The sequence below is a fragment of the uncultured Devosia sp. genome, from assembly GCF_913055165.1.
Classification (GTDB): Bacteria; Pseudomonadota; Alphaproteobacteria; order Rhizobiales; family Devosiaceae; genus Devosia.
The window spans coordinates 14,727-29,622 of the sequence record NZ_CAJXJS010000013.1; the positions used below are offsets into that span (position 1 = coordinate 14,727).

The 14,896-nt window shown below is 63.1% G+C and carries 14 protein-coding genes and 1 pseudogene; 8 read left to right on the forward strand and 7 right to left on the reverse strand.

Annotated elements, in window-relative coordinates:
• The first annotated feature begins 30 nt into the window (after positions 1-30).
• Positions 31-1,068 (forward strand): hemolysin family protein, encoded by a 1,038-nt coding sequence (locus QZ564_RS06370; protein ID WP_297106473.1) that lies wholly within the window; start codon positions 31-33, stop codon positions 1,066-1,068.
• Between the two features lie 184 nt (positions 1,069-1,252).
• Here QZ564_RS06370 and QZ564_RS06375 read toward each other — a convergent pair whose 3' ends face one another.
• A complete protein-coding gene (locus QZ564_RS06375) occupies positions 1,253-4,168 on the reverse strand; it encodes an FAD-binding and (Fe-S)-binding domain-containing protein (protein ID WP_297106476.1) in 2,916 nt (971 codons plus the stop codon).
• 186 nt (positions 4,169-4,354) lie between these two features.
• Here QZ564_RS06375 and QZ564_RS06380 point away from each other — a divergent pair, with 186 nt between their 5' ends.
• On the forward strand, positions 4,355-5,056 hold the full coding sequence (locus QZ564_RS06380) for a PadR family transcriptional regulator (protein WP_297106479.1): 702 nt from the start codon (positions 4,355-4,357) through the stop codon (positions 5,054-5,056).
• A 90-nt stretch (positions 5,057-5,146) separates the two neighbouring features.
• Here QZ564_RS06380 and QZ564_RS06385 read toward each other — a convergent pair whose 3' ends face one another.
• Positions 5,147-5,836, reverse strand: coding sequence for a TetR/AcrR family transcriptional regulator (locus QZ564_RS06385; RefSeq protein ID WP_297106482.1), 690 nt, complete (start codon positions 5,834-5,836; stop codon positions 5,147-5,149).
• 311 nt (positions 5,837-6,147) lie between these two features.
• On the opposite strand from QZ564_RS06385, the pseudogene QZ564_RS06390 reads away from it, so the two are divergent.
• From QZ564_RS06390 to QZ564_RS06410, 5 genes and pseudogenes are all read left to right on the forward strand, one after another.
• Positions 6,148-6,486: pseudogene (locus QZ564_RS06390) on the forward strand (TSUP family transporter); the annotation flags it as partial.
• 47 nt (positions 6,487-6,533) lie between these two features.
• Positions 6,534-6,863 (forward strand): hypothetical protein, encoded by a 330-nt coding sequence (locus tag QZ564_RS06395; protein ID WP_297106485.1) that lies wholly within the window; start codon positions 6,534-6,536, stop codon positions 6,861-6,863.
• Positions 6,864-6,986: 123 nt separating this feature from the next.
• Positions 6,987-8,138 (forward strand): Gfo/Idh/MocA family oxidoreductase, encoded by a 1,152-nt coding sequence (locus tag QZ564_RS06400; RefSeq protein WP_297106488.1) that lies wholly within the window; start codon positions 6,987-6,989, stop codon positions 8,136-8,138.
• A 160-nt stretch (positions 8,139-8,298) separates the two neighbouring features.
• A complete protein-coding gene (locus tag QZ564_RS06405; RefSeq protein ID WP_297106491.1) occupies positions 8,299-9,468 on the forward strand; it encodes a dihydrodipicolinate synthase family protein in 1,170 nt (389 codons plus the stop codon).
• The gene (locus QZ564_RS06410) at positions 9,465-10,292 is read left to right on the forward strand and encodes a sugar phosphate isomerase/epimerase family protein (protein WP_297106494.1); all 828 of its coding nucleotides are present in this window, start codon (positions 9,465-9,467) and stop codon (positions 10,290-10,292) included. The genes QZ564_RS06405 and QZ564_RS06410 overlap by 4 nt, the downstream gene beginning before the upstream one ends.
• 67 nt (positions 10,293-10,359) lie before the next feature.
• Here the strand turns inward: QZ564_RS06410 and QZ564_RS06415 are convergent, their stop codons facing one another.
• From QZ564_RS06415 to QZ564_RS06425, 3 genes are all read right to left on the reverse strand, one after another.
• A complete protein-coding gene (locus QZ564_RS06415; protein ID WP_297106497.1) occupies positions 10,360-10,743 on the reverse strand; it encodes a hypothetical protein in 384 nt (127 codons plus the stop codon).
• Positions 10,744-10,859: 116 nt separating this feature from the next.
• Positions 10,860-12,053 (reverse strand): TRAM domain-containing protein, encoded by a 1,194-nt coding sequence (locus QZ564_RS06420; protein ID WP_297106501.1) that lies wholly within the window; start codon positions 12,051-12,053, stop codon positions 10,860-10,862.
• A gap of 73 nt (positions 12,054-12,126) precedes the next feature.
• A complete protein-coding gene (locus QZ564_RS06425) occupies positions 12,127-12,693 on the reverse strand; it encodes a NifU family protein (protein ID WP_297106505.1) in 567 nt (188 codons plus the stop codon).
• Positions 12,694-12,807: 114 nt separating this feature from the next.
• Between QZ564_RS06425 and QZ564_RS06430 the strand changes: the two genes are divergently transcribed.
• On the forward strand, positions 12,808-13,218 hold the full coding sequence (locus QZ564_RS06430; protein WP_297106507.1) for an MAPEG family protein: 411 nt from the start codon (positions 12,808-12,810) through the stop codon (positions 13,216-13,218).
• Between the two features lie 80 nt (positions 13,219-13,298).
• Here the strand turns inward: QZ564_RS06430 and QZ564_RS06435 are convergent, their stop codons facing one another.
• Together QZ564_RS06435 and trpS are read right to left on the reverse strand one after the other, a co-directional pair.
• Entirely contained in the window at positions 13,299-13,772 is a 474-nt protein-coding gene (locus tag QZ564_RS06435; RefSeq protein ID WP_297106516.1) for a universal stress protein, read from the reverse strand.
• 18 nt (positions 13,773-13,790) lie between these two features.
• Positions 13,791-14,834, reverse strand: coding sequence for a tryptophan--tRNA ligase (gene trpS, locus QZ564_RS06440; protein WP_297106642.1), 1,044 nt, complete (start codon positions 14,832-14,834; stop codon positions 13,791-13,793).
• Positions 14,835-14,896: the final 62 nt, after the last annotated feature.

Sequence of the window (14,896 nt, forward strand, 5' to 3'; positions counted from 1 at the left end):
GAAGCCGCTGTTTTCAGCGGCACGAGATGAATGAACGATAGCGACAGTAGGGCCCTCCGGGTGGCCGAAAACCCCGAACCTCCCTCTAGTCCCGCCCCCGCCGCGCCGCGGGGGCCGAGCCTGTGGCACCGCATCCGCAGCCTGATGGCGCGGACCACGGTGTCCCTGCGCGACGATCTGCAGGTCGCGCTCGAGGAAAGCGGCAGTCCCGAGACAGCCGATTTTTCCGAAAGCGAGCGGCTGATCCTGCAAAATGTCCTGAAGCTCTCCAAGGTGTCGATCGACGACGTCATGGTGGAGCGCTCGGACATCCAGGCCGTGCCATCCGACATCAATCTGGGGACCCTGTTGGCGCGCTTCCGCCAGGTGGGGCATTCGCGCCTGCCGGTCTATGAGGATGGGCTCGACAACATCGTGGGCTTCATCCACATCAAGGATGCGCTGCAAAAGATCACCGAGCCGGTAACCGATCCTGAAAAGGAGGTGCCGGTCAAGCTGCTCTCCACCGCTCTCCGGCAGAAGATCGGCAAGCTGGGCATCCTGCGCAAGGCCATGTTCGTGCCCACCTTCATGCCGGCAGCAGACCTCCTGCAATCCATGCGCGCCAGCCGCACCCATATGGCGATCGTGGTCGACGAATATGGCGGCACAGATGGCCTCGTCACCATCGAGGATCTGCTCGAAGCCGTGGTGGGCGAGATCGAGGACGAACACGACGTCACCGAGGCAGCCCTGATCCGCAAGGTTGGCGAGGACGTTTATGTCGCCAATGCCCGCGCCGAGCTTGAAGACGTGCAGGCCTTGATCGGCCCCGATTTCGACCCGGGCGAGCACGCCGAGGATGTCGACACGATCGGCGGGTTGGTCTTCGACCTGGCGGGCCATGTGCCCAAGCGCGGCGAACGGATCAACGGCATCAAGGGCTTCGAATTTGAAGTGCTGGCCGCCGATAGCCGCCGCGTCAAACGCCTGCGCATTCACCGCAAGCGGGCCGAAGAGATCGTCGCCGTCGAACCCTTGGCCATCACCGACCAGCGCCCGCTGCTGGAGAACCAGGCGGCGGAGTAGGTTTCGAGCCATCCCACAGGGCAAATCTCTCCAGTGGAGAGGTTTGAGGCGAGAAGGCCGCGAGACCTATGGTCGAGTGGCAGCTCGAACGGCGCTAAGCCGCTAACGCATGGGGCACCCAACCCTTGATCCCTCCCCCTCTGTGGGAGGGAGAGGGAATGAGGGTGGGGTGACTGGACGAAACCTACCGGCTCGCCCATTCCAGCAGGCTCGCCAGGCTGACAAAGGGCACCCCCGACCGCTCGGATAGTCCCGAGGCGCAGGTGGACACTGTCGACACACCCAGTTCGCACCCCTCGGGAATGTCGTTCCCCACCCGCCGCGTCGCATGGGCGTTGAGTTCGGGCAGGAACAGGCCTCTGTCCCCGGCATAGCCGCAGCAGGTGATTGAGGCGAGCACGGCGACCCTGTCGGCGCAGGCCGCGGCCACGGCCTCGGTGGCGGGCTGCTCGGCCAGCCGCTGGGCGGAGCAATTGTGGTGCACGGCCACGACCGCCAGCTTCTGCGACACGGTCAGCTTGGGCAGGACATGCTGCGCCAGGAATTGGGCGGAATCGGTCACGACCGCATCCCCTGGAAACTCCTTGAGATGCTTGGCGCAGGTCGAGGCATCGGTCACCACGCTCAGCCGGCCAGCATCGGACAGGCTCGAGAGTTCAGCCTTGAGCTCTCCACCGACCCTTTGCGCTTCCTCGGGAAACCCCTTGGACTGGAACGGTTGCCCGCAGCACTGGCCATTGAGCTTTTCCGGCACGATCACGTCATAGCCGGCTCGCTCCAGCAGCCGGACCATGGCCGCCGGGGTATCAAGCAGCTCATGCGGGGTTTTCGGCGCGCCAAACATGCGGCTGGGACAGGCCGGGAAATAGACGACGCTCGGACGCCCCGCCTGGGTGATCGGGACCGGAAAGCCGGTCCGGCGTGGGTCCTGCCGATTGTCTCGGACCTTGGGCGCGCCCGGTCCGTGATGCAGCGCCCGCGATACCCGCGGCACCCTGTTGCCGGTCACCCGCCGCGCCGTATCGGTGATCGCCTCGAGCGCAGGCGCGGGGATGATGGTGCGGGCGGCATCGGCCAACGCGACCCCGCCACGCATCGCGGCTTCGACTGCACCGCGATGATCGGCGGCAAAGCGGGCCGCCGAATGAGCCATGCCACCGCGTCGCCGGGCGCGCTCGCCCATGATCATGGTGCCGGTCTCGATCCCAACTGGGCATCTGAGCGAACACAAATTGCACGCCGCGCAGGTGTCCATGCCGGCATATTGGAAATCGGCTTCGAACCGCGCCAGCCGCGCCGGGTCCTCTCCGGTTTCGCGCAATCGCGCCCGCTCGCGGGTCACGGCAATGCGCTGACGCGGGGTCAGGGTCATATGATGGCTGGGGCAGGCTGGCTCGCAGAAACCGCATTCGATGCAAAGATCGACCAGTTCGTCGGCCAGCGGCATGACCTTGAGGTTCTTGATGTGAATTTTGGGGTCGTCATTGAGCAGGACGCCCGGATTGAGCAGCCGTTCCGGGTCGAAGATGGCCTTGATCCGGTGCATCAGGGCGTAGGCCTTGGCGCCCCATTCAGCTTCCACAAAGGCCGCGATGGCGCGGCCGGTGCCATGCTCGGCCTTGAGCGAGCCGCCATAGCGCACCGAGACCAGATCAGAAAGCTCGCGATTGAAGCGGTCGAACTTCTCGGCCGCCCCTGCCTCGGCGAAATTGTCACTCATCTGGAAGTGAAGATTGCCTGCCAGCGCGTGGCCAAAGATGATCGCATCCTCGTAGCCATGGGCGTCCAGCAGGTTCCGCATGTCGATGACGAAGGCGGCAAGTTGCTCGATCGGCGCAGCCACGTCCTCGGTGAGCATGGCGGTGCCCTTGGGCCGCGCGGCGCCACCCGAGGCAAAGAACCCCTTGCGAATGTCCCAAAGGGCATGGCTGCGTCCCATGTCCGTGGAGAGATCGATATGGGTAGCCCCATGGCGTCTCAGCAAATCTTCGGCCTTGGCCACCTCAGAGGCCAGGGTGGTCGCGTCGGGGGCCGTGACATCGATCAGCACCGCCGGCGAAGTGTCCGTCAGCCAGGGCAGGAGCGGCGCCATGGGCGGCAGATGCTCAACCGTCGCCAGCGCCCGGCGCTCGATATATTCGGCCGCGGTGATGCCGGTGGTCACCTGCACCCCGCCATTGGCCATCTCGATAATGGCCCGGCCCGCCGATTGCGGATCGGGGAAGGGAATGAGCCCGGTCGCCTTGAAGGGATGTTCGGGCACGGTGTTGTAGGTGACTTCGGAGACGAAGCCGAGCGTGCCTTCCGAGCCGACCATGAGGTGGATCAGGATGTCGAGCGGATCGTGGTAGTCGACCAGGGCATTGAGCGAATAACCCACTGTGTTCTTGATCCGGTACTTCCGGCGGATCAGCGCCACCAGCTCGGCATCAGCCATCACCTCGTGATGCAATTGATGCAGGGCCTCAAGCATGCCGGCATGACTGGCGCGGAACGCGTCGCAACTGGCCTTGTCGCCCGAATCCAGCATGGTGCCGTCGGTCAGCACGATCCTCAGACGCGCCATGGTGTGATAGGTGTTCTGCGCCACCCCGCAGCACATGCCGGAAGAATTATTGTTGACCACGCCGCCGATCTTGCAGGTGGCCTGGCTTGCCGGGTCGGGGCCAATTTTCCTGTCAAAAGGCTTGAGGGCCCTGTTGGCCTCCGCCACGATGATCGCCGGCCCCAGCGTGATCTGGTCAGCGCCGGGGTGGATATCGAGCTTGCGCCAGCCATCGCCGAGCACCGCCAATACACCATCGGTCACCGCCTGACCCGAAAGCGAAGTGCCGGCCGCCCGGAAGGTCACCGGCAGGCCCTCGGCGCGCGCGGCCTTGAAGACGGCACGAACCTCGTCCTCCGAATTGACAAAGACCACCACGGCCGGGATCAGCCGGTAGGAGCTGGCATCGCCGCTCCAGGCATAGGTCATCAGTGGGTCGGTGTGGATCGCGCCGGCAAGCTGGCTCCTGAGGCGGGCGGCAACGCGCTCACCGGCCGCCAGGCGATCAGGAGCGGGAGCATGGGGCTGTAGGGATGAGGCGACGGCTTGCTGCATAATGCGTAACTAACATGTTAGCCCTGCAAAGGGGAGAGAATTTTGTGCGGTGCCAGTGACCGCGCCTGGTCGCTTCTGCCGTCGATTCAGCGCGATGAATTGTTCCAAAGATATATCTTGATACTGCGCCAAACAGCACCAATCTCCTAAGGCCAAGGGCTTTGCGATATATCTGGAGACAGACTGATGAGCTACTGGAAGAATGGCGAGCCGAACTGGCGGCAATTCGAACGCATGGCGCGGCGCGGCTGGGGCCGCATGCAGCGCATGGCCGATGAGGAATTCGGCAATATGGGTGGCAATTTCCGCGTTGGGCGGATGCTGGCCTCGGGCGATCTGAGGCTGGTGGCGCTCTATTTCATCGACCAGCAGCCGCGCCACGGCTATGACCTGATCAAGGCGGTGGAAGAGCGGTCCAATGGCGTTTATTCGCCCAGTCCCGGCATCGTCTATCCGGCGCTGACCTATCTCGAGGAGGCCGGCTATGTCACCTCGGCCCCGGACGGCAACAAGAAGCTCTACACCATCACCGATGAGGGCCGGAGCCATCTTGAGGATAATCGCGAGGCCGTTGCCTCGACCCTGGATTTCCTGGCCCGCACCGGCGAGCAGATGAACCGCTTCCGGGAGTTCGTGAAGGCCGACTGGCCGTTCTCGGGCGACCCCGAAAATGGCAATGTGCCGCCCCATTGGGGTGAACGCGAGGCCGAACCCGACCGTCCCATGCACGACGCGGCTCCCGAACTGGAAGCGGCGCGCAAGGCGCTCAAGGACGCGATCAAGAAGGCGCGCAAGGGCAGTGCCGACCAGCAGCGTCGCGCCGCCGAAATTCTGCGCCGGGCGGCCTCGGAAGTGGGTGGTTTGGGCGAAGACGACATAGACATCTGAGGCGCAGCCTTTAAAGGCCTCTTCGCCCGTTCATCTTGGTGGTCCTGGCCCACCTCCTGGCCTCGGCAAGGCCCGGAGGTGCCCGCCGCGTCACGTGCCCGGCTTGGTGCGCAGGAAGTCCAGCACCATCTGCACCGCATGCGCCTCCCGCTCCTGCACCATGTTGACGCTGGTCAGGTCACGCTCGAAGATCACCGACAAGGTCGCCGTGTTCGACACGTAGAAAAAGCCCAGCGCGGCGACCGATATGTAAAGCTGCACCGGGTCGACATCGCGGCGGAAAACGCCTGCGGCCGCGCCGCGCTCGATGATCGCGGCGATCTGCCCGACCAGTGGCGAATGCAATGCCTTGATGTCCGGCAAAGTCTTCAAGAACCGCGCATTCTCAATGTTTTCCGTGCCCAGCAGGCGCGGAAACCAGGGATTGGCGAGGAAGTGCCGGAAGGTGAAGCGCACCAGCCGATCCATGGCCTGGACCGGGTCATACTGGTCCAGGCTCAGCGCCCGTTCGCCCTGGCGGATTTCCTGATAGGCATCGAGCAGCACCGCCCGATACAGGTCCTCCTTGTTCCCAAAGTAGTGGTAGAGCAGGCGCTTATTGGCGCCGGCCCTGTCGGCAATGGCATCCACCCGCGCGCCCTCGAAGCCCCGGTCAGCGAACTCCACCCGTGCCGCCGCAAGGATGGAGGCCTTGGTCTTGACCGAGTTGCGGGGGCGCTTTGCGGGCTCGGCTTTGCGCCGAGGCGTCTCCAAGACAGCGGGTGAAGAGGAATCTGGCACTATTGGACCCCGCCGGTATGGCCTTGAAGACGGTCAGCAAGAAGGATGCAAATAACAGCGGTGGCAGGCCGGGTAAAGAATGGGCCGAAACGCCAGGCGCCGCCCGCAGCCAAGTATGCTGAAACCGTTCGTCTGCTTCTCGGCGGGCAGCTTGCGGTCCATGCCAGGGAGAGTCAAGGCAGATGTAACTGAACGGTGATCTAAGTCGTTCACGAGAGGATATGAAATTACGGTGGTACTGTGCGACATCGTGGTGCGACCTAAGGACTGGAGCCGAGTGCATGGAAATGGATATCGGTCGCTTGGCCATCATGACGCTGGCGCTGGGGGCAGGCGCCATCGTCAAGGGCGCGACCGGCATGGGGTTGCCGCTGGTGGCGCTGCCGGTGCTGACCACAGTCTTCGGGTTGCAGCATGCCGTTGGCCTGATGTGCGTGCCGCTGATCTTCACCAATGCCTGGCAGGTCTGGCGCTTTCGCGCCTCTGCACGGGATGACCGCATGGCCTTCCTGCCGCTGTTTCTCGCCGGTGGCGCAATCGGGATCGGGCTGGGTACCTGGGCACTGACCAGCCTGCCGGAGCGGGCTCTGGTGCTGACCCTGGGCATAATCCTTCTGGGCCATGTCGCGCTCAAGCTGATGGCGTCGCATTTCGTGTTGGGCCGATCCTCGCGCGGCGGGTGGGGCCACTGTTCGGCATGGGGGGTGGCATCCTCCAGGGTGCCACCGGTATTTCTGCGCCGATCGGCGTCACCTTCATTCACGCCATGGCCATGGAGCGGGACGCCCATGTCTTTGCTGTCTCAGCCATGTTCCTGCTCTACTCGGCGGTGCAGCTACCCGCCCTGGCAGTGGCCGGGGTGATGCAGGGGCAGTGGCTGCTCGAGGGCATTCTGGCGCTCATTCCCATCCTGATCTTCATGCCGCTGGGCCAGGCCATCGCCGGCAAGCTGAGCCGCAAGGCCTTCGACCGGATGATCCTGGTCTTTCTCGGCGTGATCGGGCTCAAGATGGTGATCGGCCTCTAGCGGTCTTCCGCTCCCCGCCTTTTTGCTCAACCAACGCATCCTGCGCTTGACGGGGGCCGGCGCGCTCATATAGGTAAGTAACTAATCAGTTACACTGAATGCTGCGGCTTGGGAGGTTTTCGAATGGCAGAGCAACGGCTTGGCATCATCATGCATGGCGTCACCGGACGCATGGGTTACAACCAGCACCTGGTGCGCTCGATCCTGGCGATCCGCGACCAGGGCGGCATCATGCTGAAAAATGGCGACCGGCTTGTCGTCGATCCGATCATTGTCGGGCGCAATGCCGATAAGATGCAGGCTCTGGCCAAAAAGCATAATATCGCGCGTTGGAGCGACGATCTGGATGCGGCCTTGGCCAATCCCGACGACGCCATTTTCTTTGATGCCGGCACCACGTTGATGCGCGCGGGCCTGCTCGAGCGCGCCCTGGCCGCCGGCAAGCATGTCTATTGCGAAAAGCCGACCTCGGACGATCTCGAAGTTGCGGTGAACCTGGCCAAGACGGCCCGTGCCTCGGGCCTCAAGCATGGCGTGGTGCAGGACAAGCTGTTCCTGCCGGGCCTCCAAAAGATCAAGATGCTCAAGGACAGCGGCTTCTTTGGCAAAATCCTCTCGGTGCGCGGGGAGTTTGGCTATTGGGTGTTCGAGGGCGACTGGCAGAAGGCGCAGCGCCCGAGCTGGAACTATCGCAAGAATGATGGTGGCGGCATCATCCTCGATATGCTGTGCCACTGGCGTTATGTGATGGATAATCTCTTCGGCGAAGTGCAGGCGGTTTCGTGCCTGGGCGCCACCCATATTCCGCAGCGCGTCGATGAACAGGGTAACACTTTCAATTGCGACACCGACGACGCCGCCTATGCCACGTTCCAACTCGAGGGCGGCATCATCGCCCAGATCAATTCGAGCTGGACCACCCGCGTGCGCCGCGATGATCTGGTCACCTTCCATGTCGATGGCACGCATGGTTCGGCCGTTGCGGGCCTCCACAAATGCTGGACCCAGCATCGCGTCAACACGCCCAAGCCGGTGTGGAACCCCGACCAGCCGCAGACCATGAACTTCTTCAACGATTGGGAAGAGGTTCCGGACAATTGGCCCGCAGACAATGGCTTCAAGGCCCAGTGGGAGATGTTCCTGCGCCACGTCGCCGAGGACGCCCCCTGGCCCTATGGGCTGGAAGCCGGTGCCAAGGGCGTGCAGCTTGCCGAGCTTGGTTTGAAGAGCTGGGCCGAACGCCGCTGGCTGGATGTGCCCAAGCTGGAGTTTTGATGGCGGGCCGCAAGGCCCCCTCACCCGGCCCCCAAGGGGGCCGACCTCTCCCCCAAAGGGAGAGGTGTCGCCCGACCCGTCATTGTGCCCTCTTCACCTCTCCCTTGGGGGAGAGGTCCGTGCGTAGCACCGGGTGAGGGGGCCTTTCTTGGAGGCCTTGATGCCGACCATCAACCTGCCCAATCCCGACCGATCGGTCACGCCCTATACATTGACCGGCGATCCGATCCCCTTCGTCAAATTCAAGGCAACGGATTTTCCGCGCATCGCCTATTCGGCAGCCCATGTCGTGGCTGATCCGCTGGCCAGCAACGACCCCTGGCTGACCCCGGCCATTGACTGGGACACGACGCTCAAATTCCGCCACCGCATGTGGGATCTGGGCCTTGGCGTCGCCGAGGCCATGGATACGGCCCAGCGTGGCATGGGTCTCACCTGGACCGAAGCGCAGGAGCTGATCAAGCGCTCCCAGGCCGAAGCGCGCACCCGCGACGACGGCCTGATCGCCTATGGCGCAGGCACCGATCATCTGACGCCCGGCCCCGATGTCAGCATCGACGACATTTTGAAGGCCTATGACGAGCAGGTCGGCTTTGTCGAAGGGGAGGGCGGCCGCGTCATCCTGATGGCCAGCCGTGCCCTCGCTGCCGCTGCCAAGTCGCCCGACGATTATGCCCGCGTCTATGGCCACGTCCTCTCCCAGGTGAAGCAGCCTGTGATCATGCACTGGCTGGGCGAGATGTTCGACCCGGCCCTGCAGGGTTATTGGGGCGATATCGACCACGACAAGGCGATGGAGGTCTGTCTCGACGTCATCGCCGCCAATGCCGACAAGGTCGATGGCATCAAGATTTCGCTTCTGTCCGCGGAAAAGGAAATTGCCATGCGGCGGCGCCTGCCGGCCAGTGTGAAGATGTATACGGGTGACGACTTCAACTATGCAGAGCTGATCGCCGGCGACGAGCAGGGCTATTCCCATGCCCTGCTCGGCATTTTCGACGCCATCGCACCCGCCGCCTCGGCGGGCCTGGCGGCCTTGGGTCGCGGCAACAAGGCAGAATTCTTCAACATTCTTGAGCCGACAGTCCCGCTCAGCCGCCATATCTTTGCGGCCCCCACCCGCTTCTACAAGACCGGTGTCGTCTTCCTCGCCTATCTTAATGGGCTGCAGGACCATTTCGCCATGATCGGCGGGCAGCAGTCGACGCGTTCGCTGCAGCATCTTGCTGAACTTTTCCGTCTCGCCGACAAGGCACGAGTTCTGGCCGATCCCGACCTCGCCGCCCAGCGCATGGAGGCCGTTCTCGCCGTCCATGGAGTTTCCGCATGAGCGCCGATACCGTCATTTCGCTGAACCTGGCGACCACCCGCCCGCAATGGGGCTTTGCCGAAGCCGTGGATGGCTGTCTGCGTGCGGGTGTCACCGCCATCTCACCCTGGCGCGACCAGATCGAAGCCATTGGGCTCGATGAGGCCGCCCGCATTGTCCGGGAGAACAAGCTCCGCGTCACCGGTGTCTGCCGTGGCGGCATGTTCCCCGGCGTCGACGCCGCTGACCGGCAAAAGCGGATCGATGACAATTTGAAGGCTATCGACGAGGCAGCAGCGCTCAATGCCGATTGCCTGGTGCTGGTGGTGGGTGGCCTGCCGGGATCATCAAAGGACCTGCCCGGCGCTCGCCAGCAAGTGACCGACGGCATTGCCGCCATGCTGCCCCACGCCAAGGCCTCGGGGGTGAAGATCGCCATCGAGCCCTTACATCCTATGTATGCGGCCGACCGCGCCTGCGTGAACACGGTCGATCAGGCGCTCGATATCTGCGAAATGCTCGGGGAAACCGTGGGCGTGGCGCTCGATGTCTATCACATCTGGTGGGACCCGAACCTTGCCAATGCCATTGCCCGGGCAGGGCGGATGAAGCGCATCTTTGCCCATCACATCTGCGACTGGCTGGTACCCACCAAGGACATGCTGCTGGACCGCGGCATGATGGGGGACGGGGTCATCGACTTGAAGGGCATCCGCAGGATGATCGAGGATGCCGGCTTCCATGGCCCTCAGGAGGTGGAAATATTCAGCCAGGACAATTGGTGGAAGCGACCAGGTGACGAGGTGCTGCAGGTGATCAAGGAGCGGGTCGCGGCGGTCTGCTGAGGCAAGCCGTTGCGTTCAACAAAAAGCCCCGGACCGCAGTCCGGGGCTTTTGCATGGCGCCTGCCGATCAGGACATGCGCTGATATTCGATGCTGGAACACAGCAGCTGGCAGCCGGTCAGCTTGATGGTGTCGGGACCGGTCAGCTCGACAATGGCCTTGGCATTGGTGCCGTTGAGCGCGATCTGACCTTCCCAGGTGCCGGGAGCGGTCTGCTCGGCCTTGACGACCTGCTGGTTCACATAGGCCAGGTTTTCTTCGGTGCGGCTGTCGCCCTGAATATCGTTCAGCGTTCCGCAAAGCTGGGTGCCGTCACCGCACAGACGGAAGGTGAAGGTGGTGCCCCAGCGGTCCTGCCAGACGCCAGCGGGATCGGCGGCGGATTGTCCAATAGCAGGCGCGGCGAACGCGGCCGCTACAGCGGCAGCGGCAAGAAAAGTCTTCAGCATCATCACAATGCTCCATCAATTGTCGCGCCCGGCCAGGGAGGGGGGCCTTGCGCGAATGCTTCGATTTCAAAATGCCCTGATGGGCCAACGCCGCACCCGCGCAAACTGTTGCGCAAATGTTACCGGCGAAATGTCGCAGCCAGTTCGATGTGACTGGACCAGGCGAACTGATCCACGGCTACTAGGTCACTCAACATGAACCCTGCCTGAACAAGCAGGGCGGCGTCTCTGGCAAAGGTCTTCGGGTCACACGCCACCATCACCACATGGGCGATACGGGAAGCGGCGATTTCCTTGACCTGGGCCTCTGCGCCAGCCCGCGGAGGATCGAGCACTATCGTGTCAAAATTGAGTTCAAAGCGGGTGAGGGGATCCCGGAACAGGTCGCGGGTCTTGGCGGTGATGGTCTTTAGACCCTTGGTGTGCCGTGCTGCCTTGTCGAGGGCCGCAATGCCGGCCCGGTCGCTATCGGCGGCATAGACCGGAGCGATTTCGGCCAGTCGCAAGGCGAAGGGACCGATGCCACAGAAAAGATCGGCGATGGATTTGGGCTTGCCCACGGCCCCAAGCACATAATCGGACAGCACCTGCTCGGCCTCTGCGGTTGCCTGGAGGAAACTGCCGATGGGCAGCTCGACTTCGGAGCGCCCCATGGTCACGGTGGGCTGCTGGCGCAGCAGGATCATTTCTCTTTCGAGCGCCAACCGGGCCAGACCCAGCTCATTGGCGAGCGGCACCAGCTTCTCGGCGCTAAGGCCCTTGGGCGCCTTGCGAATGCCAACATCAATGCCGGCATTGGTAGCGGTGACGCTTATGTCGCATTCGCCAACTGCTGCCCCCAGCGCTCGGGCGATGTCGGGCGCCCGCTTGAGTTGCGGCACCAATATGGGACAGGCATCCAGATCGAGCAGCTCGTGGCTCCTGAGGCGCATATAGCCGGCGCCGTCCCGGCGCGCATGTAGGGTCGCGCGCCGCCGCCCCTTGCCATGGGCCAGGACAAACCGGGTCACCCCGGCCTCGATCCCCACCTGACGCAGTGGCGCTTCGACCAGCCCGGACTTGAAGGCGGCGTAGCTTGGTGCATCCATATGTTGCAGCTGACAGCCACCGCAGATGCCGAAATGGGGGCACAAGGGTTCAATGCGATTTGGCGCAGCGCTCAGCAGCTCGACCAGCGCGCCGCGATTGCCATCGACCGTTATCGCAACCCGCTCGCCGGGCAGAGCAAAGGGCACAAAGACGCGCTGCCCCCCAATGGTGGCTACGCCTTCGCCTTTATGGCCGAGTGTCTCGATAGTGGCGGTGATGGTCATTGCCGGAGCCCCGATAGACAGAAGCCCGATGATTGCTCATCGGGCTCCCGGCTTGCTGCTTAGCTGGTTTATGTCAGACTTGCTGGACGGCTTCTACGCCGGGCACGAAGTGCCGCAGCAGATTTTCAATGCCATTCTTGAGCGTGGCCGTAGAAGACGGGCAGCCGGAACATGCACCCTGCATGTGCAGGAACACCGTGCCTTCCTTGTAGCCCTTGAAGATGATGTCACCGCCATCCATGGCCACGGCAGGCCGCACGCGGGTGGCCAGAAGCTCCTTGATCACTTCGACCATCTCCTTGTCTTCGTCCTCGAAGAACTCATCGACTTCATCGAAATCGACGGGATTGGCGTCGCCCTGGGCCAGTACCGGCTTGCCGGACAGGAAGTGATCCATGATCACGCCGAGAATGGCGGGCTTGATATGCGCCCAGTTGGTATCGTCCTTGGTCACCGAGATGAAATCGGATCCCAGGAACACCCCGGTGACGCCGGAAATGGCGAACAGCCCAGAGGCCAGCGGCGATATCGCAGCGGTCTCGGGGGAGCGGAAGTCGCGCGGCTCGCCGACCAGCACTTCGCGCCCCGGAAGGAACTTCAGGGTCGCCGGATTGGGCGTGGCTTCGGTCTGGATGAACATGGGCGTTTCCGCTGAATCGATACGATTAGAATGTTTCTAAAATAGACTTTTGGTCTGCCAGCGCAAGGGCAATAATGCTATCGGTCGCGGGTTCGTCATCGAGGCCATCATCTCATGTCCGTCGAGCTCTGGACCTTATTCGGCGCCATGATCCTGGGGCTGGTGCATCTGAGTGCCGCCTCTTTCAGCTTCAAGGCCCAGGTGGGCAACCGCTATACCGTTGGCGCCAGGGACGAAAACCTGCTTCCCACGGGCGTCGCGGCCCGGCTGGACCGCGCCCAGCGCAATTTCCTCGAGACCTTTCCGATCTTTGTGGCCGCCGTGCTGACCCTTGAGCTGCTGGGTGGAGCGGGCGGTTGGCTCAGCATTGCTGGCAGCGTGCTCTACCTCAGCTGCCGCTGCCTCTATCTGCCGCTTTATGCCCTTGGCCTGCCCTGGGTGCGCACCTTCAGCTGGAACGCTGCCACCGCTGGGCTGGCGCTGGTCATGGTGGCGATTGCGCTCAAGGCGGCCGGAGGCGGGTAATGTGTCCGCCACTCGAGCATAGCGCTCATGGCCTGCTGCGCTAAAATCTCCCCGCCGGGGAGATTTTCCCTGCGGGACGCTTAGCAGATCGCGATGACCTCTTCATCGCTCATACGGCCCGGCACGATGGTCAGGGGAATGGGCAACACATTGGCGCGGGCTGCAAAGTGGGTCACCAACGGGCCCGGACCTTCCGGTGACTTGGAGGCCGCCAGGACCAGAATGGCGATGTCGTGGTCCTTGTCGATGACCCGCTCGATCTGTTCCGGGCCATTGCCCTCGCGGATCACCGATTCGGCGCGCACTTCGCCGATTTCCTTGATGCGGGCCATGCGCCGGTCGAGATTGCGTTCCGCCTCCTCAACCGCCTCGGCCCGCAACACGTCCTCTACACCCAGCCCGATGAATTCGGGCTGAGGGATCACCGTCATGAGGACCACCGTGCCACCGGTCCGCTTGACGCGCCAGGCGGCAAAGGTGAGAGCCCGGTCGCATTCCTCGGTCTCGTCGATGACCACGAGAAATTTGCGCTTGTATTCGACCTGCGAAACCAAGAGCGCCTCCGAATTCTCTTAACGAATGAAGCCGATGATAGAACGAACCTGTTTCATTGTCTCTTCGGCAATGGCACCGGCCCGTTCGCCGCCGTCGCGCAGCACAGCATCAATGGTTTCCGGATCGTCGAGCAAGCGGCGCATTTCGTCGGCCATTGGTGCCAGGACGGCAACAGCGAGATCAGCCAGCGCCGGCTTGAACTTGCCCCAGCCCTGACCGCCGAACTCAGCAAGAACCTCGCCCTTGGTCCTGTCGCTGAGGGCGGCAAAGATGCCCACCAGATTGTCGGCCTCGGGGCGTTCCTTGAGACCATCGACGTCATGCGGAAGCTCGGCCGGGTCGGTGGTGGCCTTTTTGATCTTCTTGGCAATGGCATCGGCATCGTCGAGCAGGGAAATGCGCGACTGGTCGGACGGGTCCGACTTGCTCATCTTCTTGGTGCCATCGCGCAGGCTCATGATGCGGGTGGCGGGCCCGGCGATCAGCGGCTCGGTGATGGGAAAGAACTGGCCCTCATCGGTTGGAACGCCCTGGGCAGCGATGGAGGCGGCATAATCGTTGTTGAACTTGGCGGCGATGTCGCGCGTCAGTTCCAGATGCTGCTTCTGGTCATCGCCCACGGGCACGTGGGTGGCCTTGTAGAGCAGGATATCGGCAGCCATCAGCGAGGGATAGGCAAACAGGCCCAGCGAGACGTTTTCGCTGTTCTTGCCGGCCTTGTCCTTGAACTGGGTCATGCGGGCCATCCAGCCCATGCGCGCCACGCAGTTGAACACCCAGGCCAGTTCCGCATGCTGCACGACCTGGGACTGGTTGAAAACGATGGAGCGCTTCGGGTCGACGCCAGCGGCGATGAAGGCGGCCGCCACTTCGCGGGTGGCGCGCCTTAAGGCATCGGGCTCCTGCCAGACGGTGATGGCATGCATGTCGACCACGCAATAGATGGTTTCATGCGTGTCCTGCAGCGGCACGAACCGGCGGATGGCGCCGAGATAATTGCCAAGGTGCAGATCGCCAGATGGCTGGATACCGGAAAAGACGCGGGGGCTGAACGTCATGATGCCCTTCAGTGAATAGTCGAGAAATCAGGCGCCCGTTCTATACGGGCGCGGCCGAGAATGGA